The sequence below is a fragment of the Echinicola sediminis genome, from assembly GCF_054777495.1.
On record NZ_BAAHAP010000006.1, the window covers coordinates 67,382 to 89,312 of the forward strand.

Sequence of the window (21,931 nt, forward strand, 5' to 3'; positions counted from 1 at the left end):
GGGCTTGGCTTTTTTATTAGGAGTGTAATTGGAAAACCGAAGCTTGGAGATAGGCTTTATTTCGCTTAAGTAGGGAATAAGGGACAAGAGCAATTTGCCCTCTACATTTCTCCACTTCTTATGGGTTCCAGGTCAGCCAATTCTTCCGCTGTCAGCATCCTGCTGCGGACCAAGAATCGTTTTCCATAGGGGATTTCCAGCGAGAAGCTGGCCCCTCGTCCTTCTGTAACATCCAGGGTCAAATGTGTGTGTTTCCAGTATTCAAACTGGTCTTTTGACATAAAGAAATCACAATCATGGATGTTTCCCATCCAGATATCTGAAGCTCCGGTTCTGAATTCTCCCTTGGCATAGCACATGGGGCTGGAGCCATCGCAACAGCCCCCGCTTTGATGAAACATCAAGGGACCATGGTCGGTTTTAAGTTGGTCTATTAATGATTTTGCCGGGTCGGTAATTCCGATTCTTTGATAAGTCATGATGGTTCTTTTTAGGTAATCAAAGAGGGAGTCACTTCTAAACCCCCTCTATTTAAAAAAGTACTCCTAGAAAAAACCTAGCTTGTTCTTGTCATAAGAGATCAGCATGTTCTTGTTCTGTCGATAATGGTTGAGCATCATCAAATGGGTTTCCCTGCCAAAGCCTGATTTTTTATATCCTCCAAATGGAGCGTGGGCAGGATAGGCATGGTAACAGTTAACCCAGACCCTTCCAGCTTGTATGGCCCTGGGTACTGTATAGGCTTCATGGGTGTCCCTGGTCCAGACTCCGGCCCCAAGACCGTAAAGGGTATCATTTGAGATGGAGATGGCTTCTTCGGTATCTTTAAAGGTCGTGACCGAACAGACCGGGCCAAAAATCTCTTCTTGGAAGACTCTCATCTTATTATTGCCTCTCAGTAAGGTCGGTTGTATATAGTAACCCTTTTCCAATCCGCTGTTGAGGTTGGCTGCTTTGCCTCCGGTAAGGACTTCAGCTCCTTCTTGTTTTCCGATATCAATATAACTGAGGATTTTTTCAAATTGGTCTTGCGAGGCTTGGGCACCCATCATGGTAGTTTTGTCCAAGGGGTGCCCCATTTTGATTGCCTCTGCTCTGTTTACCACTTTTTCAATAAACTCATCATAAATTTTTTCATGAACCAAAATTCGGCTGGGACAGGTACAGACTTCACCCTGGTTGAGGGCAAACATCACCGCTCCTTCTATGCATTTGTCTAAAAACTCATCGTCAGCATCCATGACCGAGGGGAAAAACACATTCGGGGATTTGCCACCAAGCTCCATGGTGACCGGATTAAGGTTTTCGGAGGCATATTGCATGATCAGCCGTCCTGTGGTGGTTTCTCCGGTGAAAGCGATTTTGTCTACCCGTGGGGATTGGGCAAGTGGCTTTCCTGCTTCTGGCCCGAAGCCATTGACCACATTGAGAACCCCCTCAGGAATCAGGTCACCGATCAGCTCCATCAATACCATGATGGAAGCAGGGGTTTGTTCTGCGGGTTTTACGACCGTACAACAGCCAGCCGCCAGGGCGGGGGCTATTTTCCATGTGGCCATTAAAAGGGGGAAATTCCAAGGAATGATCTGTCCGACGATACCAATAGGTTCTTTGACATTGACCGAGACCGTGTGTTGGTCCAGTTCTGCGATACTGCCTTCTTCAGCTCTTAGCACTCCTGCAAAATACCTAAAATGATCGACCACCAACGCAAGATCTGCATTGATGGTCTCTCTTACTGGTTTACCATTGTCAATGGTTTCTACGGCTGCTAGATATTCCAGTTTGTTTTCTATTCTATCGGCTATTTTAAGGAGAACACGGCTGCGTTCTGCTGCAGAAGTCCTGCTCCAGCCGGGGAAGGCTTTATGTGCTGCATCTAGGGCGAGCTCAATGTCTGCTGCTTTGCCCCTGGCCACTTTGGTAAATGCCTTTCCGTCCACCGGGCTGATGACATCGAAGTACTCACCATCTACTGGACGTACAAATTTGCCTCCTATAAAGTTGTCATAATATTCTTTGAATTTAGGCCGGGCCAGTAAAGTGGCCGGTTGCTCTTGGGTTAATGAACTCATCTTTTCGGTTATTTTTGGTTTATTACAAAGATGTTTATTTCCTGCTCCCAATGCTTTCAGGATAATTTCATCGATTAGCACAATAGTCTCATTTTTCCTAAAACCTTGGAGTCATGTGACATTTTGATTAATTTTTGGAAAGAGATGAGCTATAAACCCATGATACAAGATGCTGGATTCCATCAACATTAAGGAAAAATACAAGATCTTTAGCACCCCCAAAGCTGAGGTGGAGCATCGAACTGCGCATCATGCCGATCATGCTGTACTCAATGTTTATGAGACCAGTAAACTGACCCATAATTTTGATCTTCAGTTTGACAACCCTGTGGTGGTCAGTATGATCCAGGGAAAGAAAGTCATGCATTTGCGGACACAGGAGCCCTTTGAGTTTTTACCCGGACAATCCATCGTCATGCCTGCATCCGAACTGATGTACATTGACTTTCCGGATGCAAGTTCAAAGGATCCGACACAGTGTCTGGCCTTGGAGATCAGTGAAGGATTTGTACAGGATACCATGGCTTGGCTCAACGAATATTTTCCAAAAGTGGATAAGGGAATGTGGGAGTGGAACAAGGATCATTTTTTATTGATGAACAATAGTCTGGTGCAGGAAAATCTAAATGCACTGATCCGGGTAATGGTGGAGAATGGGTTTGGAAAACAAATGAAAGCTTCCAATACCACTCGGGAGTTGATTGCCAGTTTGATGCAGACGCAAGCACGTCATTATCTGTTACAAAACGTAGATAAGTTCAGTACCAGGAATAGATTGGCCCATGTGGTAAAATACATTCGTCAAAATCTTCATCTCCCTATCAATGTGGATCATCTTGCCAATCAGGCCTGCTTGTCCAGGGCACAATTTTTTAGGGCTTTTCAGCGGGAATTGGGGGAGACCCCAGTACGGTTTATCAATAGGGAGAGGCTGGATACGGCCAAAAAACAACTGCTGTGGAAAGGAAGTAATATTACCCAAGCCTGTTTTGAGAGTGGCTTTAGCAGCGTCAATTATTTTTCCAGGGTTTTTAGACAGTTCGAAGGAGTGTCTCCTTCAGAGTGGAGGGAAAGAGAGCTCCAGAAAAAAGAGATAAATGACTAAATAAGCACAAAAGCCTACAGTTATATTTTCGTCATTTAACCCTTCCAGATCCGAAAGGGCTAAATGACTTTTTGTTATAGGCATTATTTCTACCAAAACCAATTTTAGGGAATTCCAATGGATTACAGAGCTCCTGCTTTATCCGTGTTATTCCTGGATATTTGGTAAACTTATTTACAGTTCGACTATCTTCCCTGTCTTCACGGATTCGTCACAGGCAAAGGCCACTTTTAAGCTATTGACCGCATCTTCCAAGTGGTCGGACAGGTCCATATCCTCTTGGATAGCTTTTAGGAAATAAACCTGCTCGCGGTCACACAATTCCTGATGGCCGGGTTCATCTTTCATTTCCACCCATTGGTCCGGTTGGGTAAATTGGTTTTGTCCGTCAATATCGGCGTAATGGATCTTGATGGATTCGGTTTTGGTGTGGTCATCCACAGAGTCGGATTTGCCCGATCCACTGGCTTCTTTTGCTACGATGGAGGCGGCTCCTTTGGGGCCGAAAACATCCTTGACAAAGAAGGCGGTCTCACTGACCATGGGACCCCATCCGGCCTCGTACCAGCCTACAGAGCCGTCTTCAAAAGTAATCTGCAACTGCCCGTAATTATAATTGTCAGCGGGGATATCGTCAGTAAGCCGGGCGCCGATGGCGGAGACCCTCTTAGGCTTAGAGCGAGTCATCTGGCACATCACATCGATATAATGCACCCCGCAGTCCACGATAGGGCTGAGGCTTTTCATCAGGTTACGGTGCACATCCCACATGCGGCCATGGCTTTGTTGGTTGAGGTTCATGCGCATCACCAAAGGCTTTCCCAGTCTCTGGGCGATTTCGGTGAACTTCATCCAAGAGGGATGGTGCCGGAGGATATAGCCGACCACCACTTTTTTGTTGGCTTTTTTTGCAGCAGCTACAATTCTTTCTGAACCGGCTACGGTATCGGCAAGGGGTTTTTCAATAAAAATATGGCAACCTGCTTCAAGGGCCTTCAAGGCATATCCCTCATGGGTGTCCGGATAGGTGGAGATACAAACTGCATCAGGCCTGGTTTGCTCCAAGGCTTCAAAATAATCCGAAAATAAGGGGTAGTCGGTTCCCATTTTTTGGTTCAAGCTTGCTTTGCTGTCCCCACGGGCCACCAGTCCGCAGATTTCAAAGCCTTCCAGTTGATGATAGGCCTGGGCATGGGAAGCGCCCATATTGCCGCATCCTACCACCAGAATTCTTATAGGGTTGGTCATATGATAGGTTTTTGGTTTCCTAATGGGGCAAATATACTAAATCGGTAAAGTATTTGGGACTGGTGATTGGGTTGTTGGGTGAATAAGTTGGCCCTAAATGAAATATAGTGGACAAACAAAATTAAGCCTTTGAGCAAATCTGTATGAATGGATGCTCGAAGAGGCTAGGGCTTTAGTGTAAATGGACTTTCACCATTAGCAGGAAAGGTGGCTAAAGCAGTCGGATTGGATCCTTTTGGCCCTGGGTTAGCACCCTGGGTTATTGATGTTTCGCCCCTACAGGGCTAAGTAGGGGTACTTGAAGCCTGGATCGGTCAATTCTAAAAAGTGTTTTTCCAACATTCTGGGCCGGGAATATTTCTGATGGAAATTAGGTGTTTAGCGTCACATAAAATTCATCGAACAAAGTTTGTAAGGGGCATTGCAAAGGGGATGTGCCGGAAGGTTGCTCTAAATGGTATGAATCAGTAATAAATTGTAGGTATGGGGTAGTGGGGTAAACCGTTAAAATGAGTAAGTAAACTGTTATTAAGCGTAATTGAATTACCTAAACTGCTTCCTTGACCGATTTCTTCAAAGGGGACTGATTTTTATCTTTTTAGTTTCCAGTGAGATAAACCGTCTGTCTACCAAGCTGTGAATTTTAATCATTTCTGTCTCGTGTAATTATGAAATAATTCTATAAATTAAAGCATGATAATTTTGTTAATGGGTGTATCCGGAAGTGGAAAAACTACGATCGGCAAGAAAATCAGTAAGCATACTGGTTTTTCTTTTTACGATGCTGATGATTTTCACCCCAAAGAGAATGTGGAAAAAATGAGGTCAGGGATTCCTCTTTCCGATGAGGACAGGATTCCTTGGTTGGAAAAGCTTTCCGAGAACCTGGCGCTTTGGGAAAAGCAGGGAGGGGCCATTTTGGCCTGTTCGGCTTTGAAAGAAAGTTACCGCAAGGTTTTGGAGAAGCAAGGTGTGATGATCCATTGGTTTTTTCTTAAGGGCGACCGGGACTTGATAGCAAAAAGGATGACCAGTAGAAAAGGACATTATATGCCCGCAGGACTGCTGGACTCCCAGTTTGAAACCCTGGAAGTCCCCCGCTTTGCCACCCATATAAGTATTGATCAGCAACCTGAACAAATTGTAGAAGAGATTATGAGCAAACTCAAAAACAAAAAAGCAGTATCTTCCTTTGGTATCATTGGTATGGGCGTAATGGGCAGTAGTCTGGCGCTCAATATGGCGGAGAACAAAATCAAAATTTCGATATATAACCGTACGCTGGAGGGGGTAGAGGAGAAAGTGGCCCAAAAATTAGTGGATGCCCATCCCGATGTGGAGGGGATCTTGCCTTTTGATAAGTTGGATGAGTTTGTGGAGTCATTGGTGCAGCCGAGAAAGATTTTGATCATGATCCCAGCGGGACAGATCATTGACCAGCAGATTGCCCGACTTCTTCGTGTGATAGACAAGGGGGATGTGATCATAGATGGAGGCAATTCTAACTTTAAAGACAGCACCAAGCGGTTGAAATACCTGGCGAGTTCTGGAATTCATTATGTTCCCATGGGGATTTCGGGGGGAGAGGAAGGAGCCAGAAAGGGACCGTCCCTTATGCCGGGAGGATCCAAAGAGGGCTTTGAGCTGATCAAACCCTATTTGGCCAAGATTGCTGCAAAAGATAAAGAAGGCAAGCCCTGCATGCACTATGTAGGCCCTGAGGGAGCGGGGCATTTTATCAAAATGGTCCATAACAGTATAGAATATGGGGAAATGCAAGTGTTGGCGGAGATTTATGCCTTTATGCGGTTTGGAATGGGGATGGCTCCGGATGAAATTGTGAAAACCATGAAGGAATGGAGCGGTTCCGGTTCCGGCAGCTTTTTGTTGGATATTACCATGGAGATTTTAAGTTATTATGAAGGCAAGGAGCTGCTGCTGGACAGTATTCTGGACCAGGCTGATCAGAAGGGGACAGGAGGCTGGTCCGTCAGTACCGCCTCTAAATATGGGGTGCCCTATGCTCCTTTGACTGCAGCAGTGACGACCAGGGTGATTTCCTCCCTCAAAGAAAAGCGGGAAAGATTGGCCAAAAGGTTTCCCCGAAAAGAGGCCTCCATTTCAAAAGATGCCATCGAAAAATCATTAAAAGGGGCTTATGATATGGCCAGGATCATTACCCATGAGATAGGTTTCAGCCTGATCCGCAAGGTGGGTGAAAAAGAAAAGTGGGACCTTGATTTCAGTGAGATTGCCCGAACCTGGACCCAGGGCTGCATTATAAGATCGGTACTGATGGAGAAGCTGGTGAAGGTGTTCAAAAGCTCTGAGAGTTTGCTGGAATCAGACGAACTGAAGAAAGCCATAGAGAAGGGAAAAGAGGACTTGGCAGAGGTAATAGGTGCGGGGCTGAAGGCAGGGATCGCCATGCCTGTCATGTCGGCATCCATCAATTATTTCTATGGAATGAGTACTGCTGAGTCGTCTGCCAACTTGATTCAAGCCCAAAGGGACTATTTTGGAGCCCATACCTATAAGAAAAAAGGAGCGCCGGAGGACCAATCTTTTCACACGGACTGGCAGAAAAAGCAGGGGAAATAGGGTGATAGGATAATATGTCTCCCGCAGATTTCGCGGATTGACGCAGAAATTTGCATTGTAGATTGGGGGGGATGAATACGGATAGGATGATAGTTAGGCTACTGGCAAAGTTGATTTTGTGTTTCCCGCAGATTCCGCGGATAGGCGCAGAAATTTGTTTTAAGGATTGAGGGGAAGGAAGGAATGCGGATAGGGTGATAGTTAAGCTACTGGCAAAGTTGATTTTGAGGCTCCCGCAGATTCCGCGGATAGGCGCAGAAATTTGCTTTAAGGATTGAGGGAGAGGAAGGAATGTGGATAGGATGATAGTTAAGCTACTGGCATGGTTGGTTTTGAGGCTCCCGCAGATCTCGAGGATAGGAGCTGATTGTTGATTAGCTGTTTGTGTAGATTGGTAACCCGAATAACCTGGAGCAAGAGGTAAGAATGAATTTGAAAAAAAAAATAAACCCACGACCGAATGAAGTTAGCAGCAATTGATATAGGTACCAACTCCATCCATATGGTGATTGCCCAGGTGACCCCTAGGCAAAACATCCAAGTGTTGATCGATGAAAAGGAGATGGTCAAGCTAGGGGTAGGGGTTTTTGCCACTAACCAGCTTTCAGCGGATGCCTTTGAGCGGGGCATAGCAGTCATCAAGCGTTATGTACAGCTGGCTGATCAGTATGGGGTGGATGAAATCATTACTGCTGCCACCAGTGCCACTCGTGAGGCCAAAAACGGAGGGGACTTTTTGGACCGGCTGACAGAAGAAACGGGGCTGACGCCCAAGGTGATTTCAGGAAAAGAAGAGGCAAGGCTGATATTTTTGGCCGTACGCAGGGCGATTGCCTTTGGTGAAGAAAAAGCCCTGGTCCTGGATATTGGAGGAGGAAGTACGGAGGCCACGGTAGGTGACCAGGTAGAAATCTTTTTTAAGAAAAGCATTAAGCTGGGGGTACTGAGACTGTTGGACATGGCAGGAGGAAAGGAGACGATGAATGAGGAGGATGTCAAGGAACTGGAAGTGCATATCAAGTTGGCAGCCGAAGAAATTATGGGGCAGGCTGTGACCCAAGGGTTTTCGAAAGTGATCGGCACATCAGGAACCATTAGGACCTTAGGGGAAGCTGCTCACTTAGCCTCCAAGGGCAGTTCGATAGCCACCGTCAATGCGGAAGTGATCCCTACTGCTGAGCTGGAGAAGCTGTCCGCAAAGCTATTGATGATGCCTCCCGAAAAGCGGGAAAAAGTCCCTGGGATAAGTGCCAATCGCGTGGATGCCATCCATCTGGGCAGTTTGCTGTTGGTACGTTTGCTCCAAATGGCCAAGGCCAATGAAATTGTTTTGTGTGATGCTTCCCTCAGAGAAGGCCTGATACTGGATTACCTGGACAGTTTGGGAAAAAAACAGGAGGTGTTGTATCCGGAAGGAGACCTGCGCCACCGAAGCGTCATGCACCTGGCACTACGCTACCATAGTGATGTGGAACAAAAAAAGCACATATCCTACCTTTCCCTGCAAATGTACGATCAATTGCAGGAACAACATCAATTGAATGATCGGGCCAGAGAACTGCTGGATTTTGCCTGCTTGGTATTTGAAGTGGGACATTTCATTGGTTTTTCGAAATACCATAAACATTCCCGTTATATCATCGCCCATTCCCGTTTGCGAGGATTCAACAACGAGGAAATTATGCTTTTGGGCCACTTGGCAAGGTATCACCGCAAGGCAGGACCAGGGAAGCGGCATAAGAAATTCAGGAAGCTTTCCCGCTATCAACGGAAAATGATCCGGGTATTGTCGGGTATACTAAGGGTGGCGATCGGGCTGGATAAAACCAAAAACCAGTGGGTGGAAGGATTGCACTGTAAGGCAACCGAAGAGAGGATCACCATCACCGTGTATGGAGAGGAAAACCCTGATCTGGAAATCTGGGATGCCATGCGTCACCGTTCAGTGCTGGAAAAGGCCCTGAAAAGAAAAGTGTTGATCAAATCAGAAAGTCCCGTGTATCTGTAGGGATGTTGATTTCTTCGAGAAACTGTCCTTCATCTCCCAGTTTGAGGGCTGTAAGGCAAATGCCCCGATAGGCTCCGGTGTCGATGTTCCAGGATTTGGAAGATTTGGTGAATCTGGCTTTTCCGTTTTGCTGGGGGGTATGGCCGATAACCTGGGTTTGGGGCAGTTTTTTCAGGGGCTTCCGGTTCCAGAGTATGCCATCAGGGTTGGTGACATCCATAGGGGTCAGCGTTTCCGAAATCCCGGCGTGGGAAACCAATACCCGGTTGCTTTCCCATTTCAGAGGGAGACTTTGGAGCCATGGGCTGAGGGTTTCCAGCGCGATGTTTTTTTCGGAAAATTGCTGATAAGTTTCCCTGCCGCCGTTGAAGAACCAGCTGCCGCCCGTTTTACCGTTTTCGATATAATCCTGCATCATTTGCTCATGGTTCCCTTTGAGAAAAAAGGTGTTGTCGGGGTGTTTTTCTTCGGTTTCCATTGCCCATTGTAGCACCTCGGCAGAGTAATTTCCTCTGTCTATCAGGTCTCCTACCTGTATAAGTTGTTCTTTTTCAGGATTCCAATGTTCCAGTAGTTTAAGAAGCGTGTGGTAACATCCATGGATGTCGCCAATGATAAAAAGCGGCATAGTTTTTATAAGTATCAAGTACTAAGTACTAAGTATCAAGTACGAGGTGCGAAGTGTGAAGGATAAATAAAGAAACAGGCGACAAGGAGAGTCTGTCACCTGAGTTCCGAATGTCAAATGTGGGATTACATGCCGGGCAAAGACATGGTTTCGTGTACTTCTATGGAGCAGCCTTTGCCCCATCCCAGGTGGGGATGGCCTTTCAGCAGGGCTTTGGCCTCTTCCATATCCTTGGCCTGAAGGATGGAATATCCAGCCACCTCTTTGTCACTGGAGCTGGAGCCGTTTGGGCCAAGGGCCTGGCCGTTGGCCAGGGGAGCACCCAGGTCCACCAGTTTGTCTCCGCATTTTTTGGCCCATGCCATCCAGGCTTCCATGCCTTTGGCCTGGTCTTCTGGGGAGGTGTTGGCGGTCTGTTCCATGGCATCTGCCGGTGCGTGGTAAAGTACAATAAATTTTTTCATGGTCTTTGGGGTAAATGGTTAAAAGATGTTGTTCAATTTAATAAAAATCAACTGGATATGGTGAATGGATTGGGGAGTTTTGGAGGGGAAAGTTGAAGACAATTGTAAGAGTTGGGGGCCACTGATGGACACGGACCTGTCGGCCGGACAGGCGGATTAACACGGATGTTTGATTTTGTCGATAGGCCTTATGCAGGGGCTGCTATGGATGAGTGATTTGGGAGTAAGTTAATGGAAAAATTCCTGGAAATCGAGTGTTGGTTCTTGTTGGGGAGAAGGATTTGAAAATGAAGGGAATGAGTGCCAAATCATTCCCTTCAAGGTTTCAATTAAGGATCTAAAGGTTCATCATAATCGACCTGTAATGACAGGATTGAGGGATTAAATTCCAAAATAGTCTTAGATATTCTGTTTCCATTGGTGTAAGCGTGGTATCCCAACTCTCTTACACACCTTTCCAGCATGTTTTCTATAAAATGGCTTTGTGCTGGTGTGGTGACTGTAATGGATGGTCTATCCATAGGGAATCCGTACCGAAACATAAGCCTGGCGGCATTTCTCATATTGGTAGTTGTATGCCGGGCATGAGGTTCAATAATAATGGCGGATTCAGGAATACCTAGTTTCCTAAGGTATCTCTTCATTTCGATGGCTTCATTTTTTTGGACCTTATAGGGGTGGACATAACCACCGGAAACCATGATAAAAGGAGCGGTGCCTTTTTCAAATTCCAAAGCGGCAAGCTTACACCTTAATACTCCTCCTGAACTGATGCTATCCAGATAATTGTCTGTTCCTGCACCAGGGATCAGTATTAAGGGGTACTTAAAAGCATCCCAAAGGGTTCTTTGGGCCTGAAGGTAAGCTTGTCTGTTTTCAAGTTCCTCTAGGGGTTCGAAATCACCCGCTCTTTCCATTCTGGCCATGGCCAATGCATCCATTGCATAGCCCAAGGAGGGATGGAAGAACAAGGTAGAGGTTCCATATTTGGCATAAGTCAACTCATTCAAAGCCTGAATATTGGCTTTATAACTGTAGGAGTTGAGGTTCATCCCTAAGGAATCAATCTTAGGGTAATTCGGCTTTTCTCCTTTTGCATAAACATCAATAATATGGTTGACAGTAGCAGCGTCCAGTCTCCAGGCGGCTGCCAGGAAAAGAGCAATGTCCGGGTTGGCCTGCTGTTGGTACATGCCCGATGGTATCAAATGGTCCTGAACCATTCTCTGTAAGGCTTGATGCCTTTGGGTAATTTCCTGCAACCGCGCCGCAATGACATCAATCTCTTCTGATGTAAACGGCAGGGACGAAGGGTAACACAGCGCCTCATTTCCACAGTCTTGAAGTGATGCCGCGAGCTGTGATAATTTGTTGGTGGCTAGCTCCGTCAAAACTTGGTCAGATGCTATTATACTTTTTACCTCGGGAAGGGTTTCCATTAAGGTAAGTAAATATACATTTTTCGACTGTGAAAAGGACCTTCCTTCAATTAACCGGTAAGCACTGTCAGGTCCTATTTGGCTCCATCCCGTATGGGAAAGACAGAACAATGTTATAATTATTATCCCAAATTTTTTCATAGACTTTTAAACGCTTCGCTCATTTAGTAATTAGGGTTTTGTTCTACGTCAGCGGGATCCATAATATCCAAATAAGTCTGCGGGAGGGGGAAATATTCATGTTTTCCCTTTACAAATCGACCATTGGTCAGATGGGAACGAATGAGTTTTTCCTCTGCAAAATAATTGTTCATTGTCTCGGCGGCAATTCCCCACCTTACAATATCGAAGAACCTGTGCCCTTCCATCGCTAACTCAAGTCTTCTTTCGAGTCTCACCCTATCCCTGGCATCCTGCTGATTGGTCCAAGGAGTAGCATAAGCAGCAATAGCGTAATTGTCTGCCTGTTCCTCACTTTCTAATTTGGTAACCACCGAACTGTTTGCAGCCCTCTTTCTTACCAAGTTGACGGTAGCTCTTGCTCCTTCCAGATCGCCCAATTCCACTTGAGCTTCCGCTTTCCAAAGCAACAGGTCGGCATAGCGAATGATATAATAATTCAAGGCACTCACATAAGGCCATGCTTGGACCTGAAAATTGGAGAGGGCAGATACGATTCGCTTTTTAGGTCCATTGGGTCCATAGGTAGCTTGGTCCCTGGCCCAGGAGGCTTCATATTCTACCGGAAGGTCCAGGTAAGGGATGCCAGGTCTACCAACGGTATGGTCCAAACGTGGGTCGATGTAGTCTCCGGCTACCAGTTTATCGCCTGTCACAGGAAGTCCCAAAGCATTGGTTTCAAAACTGTTGATCAGGTTGTTACTAGGGCGGTGAAATCCATACTGAGGATAGTAGGGGCCACCTGGAGCTGTAAGCCTGTCTCCGATACTGCCGTTATAATTACTCGCCTGACCGTCATTGACAGTATGTTGGACGGCAAATATGATCTCCGGACTGTTGTCATTTTCGGGTAAAAAAACTTCGTGGAAGTTTGTCAACAAGTCAAATTTACCTGAATTGATTACTTCATTGGCAGCTGAAAGGGCCTCCTGATATTTATGCTGAAAAATAAAGGTCTTGGCTAAATAAGCTTTGGCGGTAAATTTATTCGGTCTTCCGGCATCTGCTTGGTCCTCGGGAAGTAAGTCGTAGGCCATATTAAAATCGGCTTCAATTTTTCCCCAAAGTTCCTCATCCGTAAGCTCCTTATTTCCCACATAATAATCTGAAACCGCTGTAGCTGTTTCGTCTATGTAAGGAACATTGAAATAAATCTTTTTCAGCTCGAAATAATAATGCCCCCTAAGGAATCTCAGCTCTCCCTCTCTGGTTTTTTTATGTTCGGGATCAAAATCCTCGCTTGCCAACAAGAGGTTCAAGGCGTAATTGGATCGTTTTACTCCTTCATATAAGGCCATCCATTTTCGGTTTACGTCGGTAATGGAGGGGTTGGTGTTGAAGATTTCCAATTGATGAATTTGGTTTTGGTCGCCCGTGCCTCCACCGCCTTTATAGGCATCGTCGGAGATGGCATCGCCAAAACTCCAATTGGAGGCGGGGGAGTTAAACGCACTGGAAGCACCATCAAACTGGCCATTTAAAATACTGTATGAAGCGATGATAGCCCTTTCAATGTTCTCGGTTTTGGTCATTTCTGAAGGGGCTACCTCACCATAAGGCACCTCTTCCAGGTAATTTTCACATGCTGTCAGACTAAGTACGCTGCCTACCAGTAAAGATTGAACGGATTTTTTTAGAGATATGATTTTCATGATTTTTTTCTTTAGAATTTGACATTAAACCCAAGCATAAAGGTTCTCGATGGGGGATAAATACCTCTATCCACCCCGATATCAAGGTTCCGGTTGCTTGAAGAATAATTTTGGAGTCCTATCTCCGGAGTCATTCCTGAGTAGGAAGTAAGGGTGAATACATTTGAAGCTTGCCCATATACCCTGATTTCAGTCTCACTTCCTTTTAGTTTGGGGATGGTATATCCTAGCTGAAGGTTGTTCAGTTTGAAGTAGCTGCCGTTTTTCACATAGTAGGAGGATGGACGGATATTTTGATTGGGATCATCCATAGACAATCGAGGAATTGCAGCATCCATGTTTTCAGGTGTCCAAGCATCCAATACCTCTACAGACTTGTTATAGGCAGATTGATTGAAGAAGGTGTTGTTGTATTTGGTGTGGTTATAAATTTTATGTCCAAATGCACCATTGAAGAACAAGCCCAGGTCAAAGCCCTTGTAGTAGAAATTGGAGGTGAACCCGATAATGGCTTTTGGATGTGGTGAGCCAATTGCTGTCCGGTCATTGGCATCCAGAACCCCGTCTTCGTTGATGTCCCGGAAAATTAGGTCACCTGGCTGAGCATCAGGTTGAAGGGCATAAGTGTCGACTTCCTCTTGGGATTGGAATATGCCCAAAGATTCAAAACCATAAAAAGTGCCTATAGGCTGCCCTAGGAAAGTTCTGGAAATTTCCTGGCCGAAATTCACACTGTGAAGGGAGGAGCTAGGGATACTTAAATATTCTATCCCATCAGCGAGTTCGACCATTTTATTTTTGTAATAGGAATAGTTTAGACCAAGGGTGTAGAACAGATCACCTGAACTGCCATTGTATTTGGCTCCCAATTCAAATCCCCTATTTCTCATTTTACCACCATTGATCCAGGTACCATCATTCGTGCCTCCATAAGTGGTGGGAATAGGGGCATAAATCAATAGGTCATCCGTAACTTTATTGAAATAATCAGCGGTCAATTGAAGTTTTTCATCCAATAGGCTCAAGTCAACTCCAAGTCCGCTCTGGGTAGTAGTTTCCCATTTCAATTCACTGTTGGCTACCCGGGTTTCCACTAAACCGATCGCGACACTTTCCTGACTGCCGTCAATCCCATAATTAGAGTAGGTAATGTTGTTTTGAAAACTGGCCAAAGTGGAATAAGCAGGAACCTGTTGGTTTCCCGTTTGCCCCCAACTGGCACGGATTTTTAATTCATCGATATTATTTCCTAAGTTCAGGAACTCCTCATTACTGATCCTCCATCCAGCACTGAAGGCTGGGAAAATGTCCCATTTGTCATTGGCCAATCGGGAAGTACCGTCATTCCTTACTGTAGCAGAAAGCAAATACGTGTCTTTCAGATTATAATTCACCTTGCCAAAGTAAGAAAGTAGGTTCCATTTGCTGGCATGACCTGAATTTTGTTGGTTAGCTGTTCCATAATTGAGGTAATGGAAATTTTCATCCTCGTACAGATACTCCTTTCTGGAAGCGCCTCTGGATTCGTAATAATTTTCAATGGCTTCCTGACCCAATAACACATTTAATGTGCCTTCTCCTACCTTCTTAGTGTAGGTAAGTGTGTTGGTCCAAGCCATTTGGTAATAAAATGAGCTGTTGTCCGATAGTCCGTTTACCACATTCTGGGCGAGAATTTCGTCAAACAATGGGGAGAAAGACCGTTGGTTATAACTCTCGTAGTCCAGACCCAAATTGGTTCTGAAGTTTAAATCTTTTGTGATTTTTGCATCGGCAAAGACATTGCCCATTAATTTGATCCGGTTTTTGGTATTGTTTCTTGCTCTATACAAGTTTCCTAATGGATTGGATCCGTCGTTCAAAGGGTTCCCCCCAAAATCTCCGTTTAGGTCATAAACGGGAACGATAGAAGGGAACCTATAAGAGCTATAGACAATGCTTCCCAAAAAGCTATTGGTGCCTACATCATTGGTTTTGGTCAAAGATGCGTTGAAGTTATGTCCCACCTGTAAAAAATCCTTCACCTTATAGTCCGCATTGAAGCGTGCCGAATACCGGTCGAATCCAGTGTGCTTGATTACCCCTTCCTGGTTAAAATATCCTAAGGTAAAGACCTGACTGCCCTTGTCACTACCTTTGGAAAGGGTCAAATTATAGGAATGCACGGGAGCAGTTCTGAAAATTTCTTTTACCCAATCCGTATCTCCAGCGGGCAAAGTTTGTTCTTCATCTAACCACTGGGGAATCACCGGGCCATTTGGATCAGAGCCGTAGACATCACTGGTGGGCATTTTACCGTCATTCTCAAAGGCCTGCCAAAGCATGTCCCCATATTGTTCGGCATTAAGCATTCTGGGAAGGTTAAAGGTTTGTTGGATACCCGCATAGGCATCAAAGGTCACACTGGTTTCTTCAGACCTGCCTTTTTTGGTGGTGATGATGACCACTCCATTGGCAGCTCTTGAACCATAGATGGATGAGGCGGCAGCATCCTTCAAAACTTGTAGGGATTCAATGTCCTGTGGGTTGATGGTATTAAGACCATTGGTCACAGGGGTGCCATCAATGATGTACAAAGGGTCATTATTATTGACCGTACCAAACCCCCTGATACGCACGGTTACATTTCCTCCTGGGCCATTATCGGAAAGTACCTGGACACCAGGAGCCCGTCCTGCTAACATGGTTTCCATGCTGGCTGTCGGCATGGTTTTTAACTCGTCTACATGGACCACGGCCACCGAACCTGTCAAGTCCTTTTTCTTCTGTGAATCATAACCCAATACCACAACCTCTTCCAACAAGCCCTCCTCTTCTTTTAGGTAGATGGTGATCTGGGACTGGTTGACTATGGTTACCGTTTTGTTTTCGTAACCCAAAAAGGAAACTTCCAGCTCCTCTTCACCATCCGATAGATTGATGATAAAGTTGCCGTCTATATCGGTCACGGTTCCTTTGCTTGTGCCTTTTACGATTACTGTTGCGCCAATGATGGGTTCGTTTCTTTGGACGTCAATCACCTGACCTTGGATTTCCTTTTCCTTTACCTCCACTTGTGAGGTAGGTGATGAGGGTAAGTCTACAGCGGTTACATAAATGTTTTGTTCCACCCTTTTGAATTCAAAGTCACACTGTTCGGTGATTGCTTTCAAGACCTTGCGCAAGTTGTCATCCATGTTGAGGGTGATTTTGGTGTCGGCATCCACCAAAGCCTGGTTATAGGCAAAATCAAAATCAGTTTGCGCTTCAATCATCTGTAGCACCTTCTCCACAGAAGCTTTATGGACGTTCAGCTTTACCTGATACTGGGAGAGATTTTGGCTGTTTGAGGGGTTGGCAAAAAGCACCTGCATAAATAGTACTTGTACCATAAACACCCTAAAAGTATGTTTACTCAAGAGCACAATTCGTTTACGTAAATTAATTTTCATAATTTTAAATGTTTGTTTATAAAATTTCTGGGCTTTGCCCGGATTTTGGTCGGGATGTTGGCGCATTCCGACTTTCTTTTTTAGTAGTTGGTGATGAGGAAAATTTACATAGGCAGCGGTCTTAAGGGTTTTTCACAGGAATGATAGTTGATGACCAGGTCTCCGTTTTCCTTTTCATGGTATTCAAAATCTACCAACAGTTGAAGGCCACTTAGGATGAAGTGGAGGCCATTGTTTTCGTAGGAAGCTTTAATCAAACAGCTTCCCTTTATGTAGTTTTCTATGATAATATCTTTGTGATAGTATTCAGATAGGGTATTAATGACCTGGCCAAAGGGAACCATTTTAAAATCAAGTTTGCCTGAAGTCCAGCCTAGGGCCCGCTCAGCGTCAAAGGGAACTTTGTTTAATTGCCTGCCTTGTTCCGGGAAAACTGCGGCCTCATTTGGTAGGAGCAATACTTTTTTATCCAAATCATCACGAAGTGATACCTGGACTTTTCCCGAGCTTACCGTGATCATTTCTTTACTGGAAGCGTAGGCATTGACATTAAAGCTGGTGCCCAAAACTCTGGTCTCCAGTTCGTTTGACAGAACGTAGAACGGCCTTACGGTATCTCTTTTGACTTCGAAGAAGGCCTCCCCTTGCAGGTTCACCACCCGTTTGTCTGCTTCAAATTTTTCAGGAAAGCTAATGCTGGAGTTTACATTTAGACGTACTAGTGTTCCATCGGGCAAGGTGATTTTGGCTTTTTGGCTATCGTTAGTATGCTTTTTTATTAGAGCCATGGGGCTTGGGTGCTGTTGGGAGGTTAAGAAATAACCTAATCCTCCCAATAGAAGGAATACTATTACCGCAGCGGCACGGAAGAAAGGGCTTATAGCAAATAATTGGCTGCGGTGGTTTCGTGATATCAGCCGCTGATCTATTTTTAATCTTATTCTTTCTTTGATGGCAGTTTCTTCAAGACCTTTCCAATCAAAAGGAGCCTGGTGATGGTAGATTTTTGTCCATATTTGCTCAATCTGGAGGTCTTCCCTTTTGCTTGTCTTACCCTCTGCCTGTCGCTGCAGAAGCGATACAAAATCGCGCTTGTCCATGGTTTTCTTGGTCCTTTTGTAAGACAGTAACCTTAGGGGGGAGAATTACCTATTCCAAAAACCACACTTAATAAAACCTTAACTTTATCGATTTAGGCGTAAAATAGAATTAATATTAGCGTATACAGTTGACCCAAGTCAGCTTTCAACGACTTCATGGCTTTTTGTAACTGGTGCTCCACGGTACGAGGGGAGATATTAAGGTTGGCGGCAATTTCCTTCGCAGTGAAACCTTCTTTTTTGTTCAGGTAAAACACTTCCCGGCACCTTGGAGGGAGCTTTTCTATACTTTTTTCAAGGAGTTCCTGAAGCTCTTGTTGAGGAGGGTTTTCAGTTTCCTTTTCTTCAATGAGGAGTTCTTCCCATTGGGATTCCTCCCATTCCACCGTCCACTTTTGATTTCTGATAATATTGGCTACCTGATACTTGACTGCTCTAAAAAAATATCCGGAAAGATGATGGATTTCCTTGCTTTGAGCATTTTCCCAAAAATGGATGAATACCTCCTGCACTACATCTTCGGCCTGCTCCCGGTCTTGGAGAAGTCGGAAGGCATATTGAAACAGGCGTTTCCAGTATCGGTCAAATAAGCGGTCAAAAGCTTGATGGTTGGCCTGTTTTACCCTTTGATATAAGTATTCGTCGGTCGCTTTATCCATATCATAAGAAGGAAACGAACAAAGCAAGCTATTATCTGGTAGATTTGCATCGATTTAGGATTAAGGATTAATTAATTTTGGGCATTAGGAAGAGATGGGGAAGATTAAGTCTATGACCGGTGAAAATAAAATCTAAAGGGGCAAAAAGAGCAAGCATGCGCCCCTGAAATGCAAAAGCCTTTTCTCTATTGCGAAAAGCTTTCTTTATGCAGAGGAGGAGAGGACCGGGAGTTAAGAAACAGTCCAGCGGAATGTTTAAACGGGGTGGGCAGATGGCAGGGCTGTCCTGAAGGCTCCAAACGAAAAAAGCCATCCGCGGAAGCGGATGGCTTTTAAGTGCAGAGGAGGAGGAAAATGAACCTACTATTTCGTGTTTTACACTATTTGATGTAAGTTGCATTAAATCAGGTATTTGTGTATGTTTGGGGTAAATATTTGACAAGCTGTGAGAGTCTAAATTTGGCTTTCGGGACCCTGAAAAGGACCCTGAAAAGGACCCTGACTTTTAGGCTAACTCCTTGGTTTAAAATAAAATATACCAAATGGAAGCATCATTAAGATTTACGCTACGCAAGGATCTGATCAACAAAAGAGGGGAAATGCCGATTTCCCTTATAATTGCATTGAATGGCGAGAAAAAAAAGATATCTACTGGTATATCAATTATTCCTGAATTGTGGTCTGAGTCAAGTAAGAATATTAAGGCTCTAACATTAAAACAAAGGACTCAACTAGAAAAGACTCATGGAGATTTAGTACCTCCAAAAGCAGTGCTTATCAAATACGAGTCCGAACTAAATGAGCTTAAATTTAAGATCCAAAAAATTGAGGAAGAATTTAGATTCTCCGGGATTCCATATAGTGCGTCAAAAATAGTAGATAGCTACAAGGAGTCCAATGAAGAGAAAGTGGAGAAACCTGAACCGGAGGGTTTGGTATATAATTTTATTGACCAGTACATCCAAGATAATGAATTAATCAGGGCTAAAGGGAGTTTGGTGGTGTATAAATCTCTACGAAAGCATCTAAAAAACTACCAGAAGAAATCTAGAAAGAAAGTTCGTTTTGCGAATATGGATTATGTTTTTATGCAAGCCTTTCAAAATTACCTTGTTGGGTGGAAGGAGGTGAATAAGAAAACGGGAAGAGTGACCACTCTTAACAATGTTTCCATAGGTAAACAGCTTAGCACGTTAAAGACTTTTTTAAGTTATGCCAGGAGAAGGGGAATCAAGGTTCATGATGGCTATAAGGAATTTACTATTAAAAAAGAGAGGCTTGAAGTGATAGCCCTCAATCAAAGAGAGTTTGATGCACTATACAATTTGGATTTAGGAAAGAATAAGCGGCTGCAACAGGTAAAGGATATCTTCATTTTTAGCTGTGCCACGGGTTACCGATATTCTGATTTGAGGCAATTGAGAAGAGAGCACATCAAGGGAGATGAAATACGACTGACAATTACCAAAACCAAAGAACCTTCTGTTGTGCCTTTAAATAGGTATTCTAGAGAAATCTTAACTAAGTATGAGGAGCGCTTAGAACCATTGCCAATCATATCCAATCAGAAATTCAATAATTATGTAAAGGAACTATGTAAGCTTGCTGGTATTGACGATCCTGTTGAAATTATTAGGTATAGAGGAGCAAAAAGGGAGGCGAAGGTATTTCCCAAACATGAATTGATAAGTGCCCATACTGGGCGTAAAACTTTTGTGACCTTGTCTTTAGCCAAAGGAATTCCGGCGGAGGTTGTGATGAAAATTACCGGACATTCTGATTATAAGAGTTTTAAACGTTATATTGAAGTGGATGAACAGCGTAAAAAGGATGAAATGACGAAAGCTTGGAGCTAACTAATGTTTTTGATATGCATAATTTTAATAGAGAGATTGGGCTTAAAAGATACATTTTTGGGGAGTTGTTTTTACATTATGATGCCCGCCCAGGGGTAGAAAGAATTTGGGTTTACAGATTTGGGTATGATGTCTTCCAAAGAGAGGGTGTTTTGCGTTCCTGGTTCCCTAAACTCTGTATTGCTAGATTGTTTTTTCTACCACTGCTTATATTTTCCTTCCTGATAGGGGCTTTTGGATTGGTATTTTATGCCTTGATTCAATTGGATATACCAGCGTGGACCTATCTTTTTGTGTTTCTTGGTGTGTTTATTTGCCCGGTCGCTTTTTTGATGGTTTTAATGTTTGGAAAGGCTGCAAAGAATTTGATAGAGACCGTCTCGTTTTTCAAGTACCTAAGAGCCGGAAATAATCTAAGTAGATTTTTGGTACTTGATTTAGAAGATATGAGTGAATTTGAGGAGTTCTATGGTGAGTTTTTGAGTCCCGTTCAAAGGTTGGATTTCAAGAGAGAAAAATCAAATGAGAACACACTCAGGCAAAAATTATTATACCTTCATTTGTTGACCTATGAATTCAATAATCTCCATGGGTTTGTTCAATATGTAGCAGACAACAGTAAGAATAATTGGGGGACCGAAAAAGTATATCGTGTATTGCAGGAGATATTGGGAGCTAATAAGGACAATATTAGAAAGGTGCAAGGAAAGATTCATCAGCATCTTGATGATTTTGGTGAGGGAATTTTTAACAAGGATGGGGAGAAAACACGAGAGTGTCTGGAAGTGGCCAAGTCCTTCTTCTCATGCAAGGATAAAAATTATGCTAATGGTGTAAATATGCCTTTGGTTATTGAGAGGATAGATGATCTTTTGGGTAATTATGGAAATGAGTGTTAAGTGATTCTTATGCTGGGTAAGAATAGTTTAGAACTGTGGATAGGGCGATAATCACGTTCTGAATTTTCTTAATTATTACCTAAACAATTGAAATGGATATCCTGTTTGAAATTGCGGTGAAACACAACACTATCAGATAATCTTTACCAAGCTTATTAGCTACCCAAAAAGAAGAAATATAGAGAAATAAATAAAAAATTGCTAAGAGAACGGCTTTAGAGACTTTGTGAAAGACATTTTAGAACGATAAAAGCTCATTGTTTTACAAAAAAAATGATCAACGGCTTTAGAAAATATAAGCATTTTAAGTGAATCAATACTCCGGTTATAGAGAAGATGATACAAGCCCTTTCTTTGTTGTAGCAACTCAAAGCCGACGTTCTTGAGTTCATATTTAAAGTTGGTATAAGCCTTGTTTTGTTATTTACCAAATCAAAACGATTTTCGATGGATATTATCATCATTACATTCTAAAGTCGTAAGATAAGGCAGCATTTTTCTATTATTATATAGCGTTGAATTAAATGATGACAAGATTTATAAAATGCAATAACCGTTTGATTCAATGGTGGTATGATCATTTCGA

15 protein-coding genes are annotated in these 21,931 nt (G+C 43.8%); 5 read left to right on the top strand and 10 right to left on the bottom strand.

Annotated features, from left to right (window positions below):
• Positions 1 to 101 precede the first annotated feature (101 nt).
• Complete coding sequence (locus ACYVAA_RS02725; RefSeq protein WP_460538508.1) at positions 102 to 479, bottom strand: DUF779 domain-containing protein; 378 nt, start codon at positions 477 to 479, stop codon at positions 102 to 104.
• 66 nt (positions 480 to 545) lie between these two features.
• Positions 546 to 2,075 (bottom strand): aldehyde dehydrogenase family protein, encoded by a 1,530-nt coding sequence (locus tag ACYVAA_RS02730; RefSeq protein ID WP_460538509.1) that lies wholly within the window; start codon positions 2,073 to 2,075, stop codon positions 546 to 548.
• Between the two features lie 169 nt (positions 2,076 to 2,244).
• On the opposite strand from ACYVAA_RS02730, the gene ACYVAA_RS02735 reads away from it, so the two are divergent.
• Positions 2,245 to 3,180, top strand: coding sequence for a helix-turn-helix domain-containing protein (locus ACYVAA_RS02735; protein WP_460538510.1), 936 nt, complete (start codon positions 2,245 to 2,247; stop codon positions 3,178 to 3,180).
• Between the two features lie 174 nt (positions 3,181 to 3,354).
• Here ACYVAA_RS02735 and ACYVAA_RS02740 read toward each other — a convergent pair whose 3' ends face one another.
• A complete protein-coding gene (locus ACYVAA_RS02740) occupies positions 3,355 to 4,428 on the bottom strand; it encodes a Gfo/Idh/MocA family protein (RefSeq protein ID WP_460538511.1) in 1,074 nt (357 codons plus the stop codon).
• A 693-nt stretch (positions 4,429 to 5,121) separates the two neighbouring features.
• On the opposite strand from ACYVAA_RS02740, the gene gndA reads away from it, so the two are divergent.
• Both gndA and ACYVAA_RS02750 read left to right on the top strand, forming a co-directional pair.
• The gene (gene gndA, locus ACYVAA_RS02745; RefSeq protein ID WP_460538512.1) at positions 5,122 to 7,029 is read left to right on the top strand and encodes an NADP-dependent phosphogluconate dehydrogenase; all 1,908 of its coding nucleotides are present in this window, start codon (positions 5,122 to 5,124) and stop codon (positions 7,027 to 7,029) included.
• A 460-nt stretch (positions 7,030 to 7,489) separates the two neighbouring features.
• Positions 7,490 to 9,037, top strand: a complete 1,548-nt coding sequence (locus ACYVAA_RS02750; RefSeq protein ID WP_460538514.1) for a Ppx/GppA phosphatase family protein — start codon at positions 7,490 to 7,492, stop codon at positions 9,035 to 9,037.
• Here the strand turns inward: ACYVAA_RS02750 and ACYVAA_RS02755 are convergent.
• From ACYVAA_RS02755 to ACYVAA_RS02785, 7 genes are all read right to left on the bottom strand, one after another.
• Complete coding sequence (locus ACYVAA_RS02755) at positions 9,009 to 9,665, bottom strand: metallophosphoesterase family protein (RefSeq protein WP_460538515.1); 657 nt, start codon at positions 9,663 to 9,665, stop codon at positions 9,009 to 9,011. The genes ACYVAA_RS02750 and ACYVAA_RS02755 overlap by 29 nt on opposite strands.
• A 125-nt stretch (positions 9,666 to 9,790) precedes the next feature.
• Entirely contained in the window at positions 9,791 to 10,129 is a 339-nt protein-coding gene (locus tag ACYVAA_RS02760) for a YciI family protein (protein ID WP_460538516.1), read from the bottom strand.
• Between the two features lie 329 nt (positions 10,130 to 10,458).
• On the bottom strand, positions 10,459 to 11,568 hold the full coding sequence (locus ACYVAA_RS02765) for a YdcF family protein (RefSeq protein ID WP_460538517.1): 1,110 nt from the start codon (positions 11,566 to 11,568) through the stop codon (positions 10,459 to 10,461).
• Positions 11,569 to 11,732: 164 nt separating this feature from the next.
• Positions 11,733 to 13,400 (bottom strand): RagB/SusD family nutrient uptake outer membrane protein, encoded by a 1,668-nt coding sequence (locus ACYVAA_RS02770; RefSeq protein WP_460538518.1) that lies wholly within the window; start codon positions 13,398 to 13,400, stop codon positions 11,733 to 11,735.
• An 11-nt stretch (positions 13,401 to 13,411) separates the two neighbouring features.
• Positions 13,412 to 16,831 (bottom strand): SusC/RagA family TonB-linked outer membrane protein, encoded by a 3,420-nt coding sequence (locus tag ACYVAA_RS02775; RefSeq protein WP_460538519.1) that lies wholly within the window; start codon positions 16,829 to 16,831, stop codon positions 13,412 to 13,414.
• A 104-nt stretch (positions 16,832 to 16,935) separates the two neighbouring features.
• Positions 16,936 to 17,931, bottom strand: a complete 996-nt coding sequence (locus tag ACYVAA_RS02780) for a FecR family protein (protein ID WP_460538520.1) — start codon at positions 17,929 to 17,931, stop codon at positions 16,936 to 16,938.
• Between the two features lie 92 nt (positions 17,932 to 18,023).
• Positions 18,024 to 18,590, bottom strand: coding sequence for an RNA polymerase sigma factor (locus ACYVAA_RS02785; protein ID WP_460538521.1), 567 nt, complete (start codon positions 18,588 to 18,590; stop codon positions 18,024 to 18,026).
• A gap of 542 nt (positions 18,591 to 19,132) precedes the next feature.
• On the opposite strand from ACYVAA_RS02785, the gene ACYVAA_RS02790 reads away from it, so the two are divergent.
• Positions 19,133 to 20,446 carry a site-specific integrase gene (locus ACYVAA_RS02790; protein ID WP_460538522.1) on the top strand — a complete coding sequence of 438 codons (1,314 nt, stop codon included), beginning with the start codon at positions 19,133 to 19,135 and terminating at the stop codon, positions 20,444 to 20,446.
• Positions 20,447 to 20,460: 14 nt separating this feature from the next.
• Positions 20,461 to 21,345 (top strand): hypothetical protein, encoded by an 885-nt coding sequence (locus ACYVAA_RS02795; protein ID WP_460538523.1) that lies wholly within the window; start codon positions 20,461 to 20,463, stop codon positions 21,343 to 21,345.
• Positions 21,346 to 21,931 lie beyond the last annotated feature (586 nt).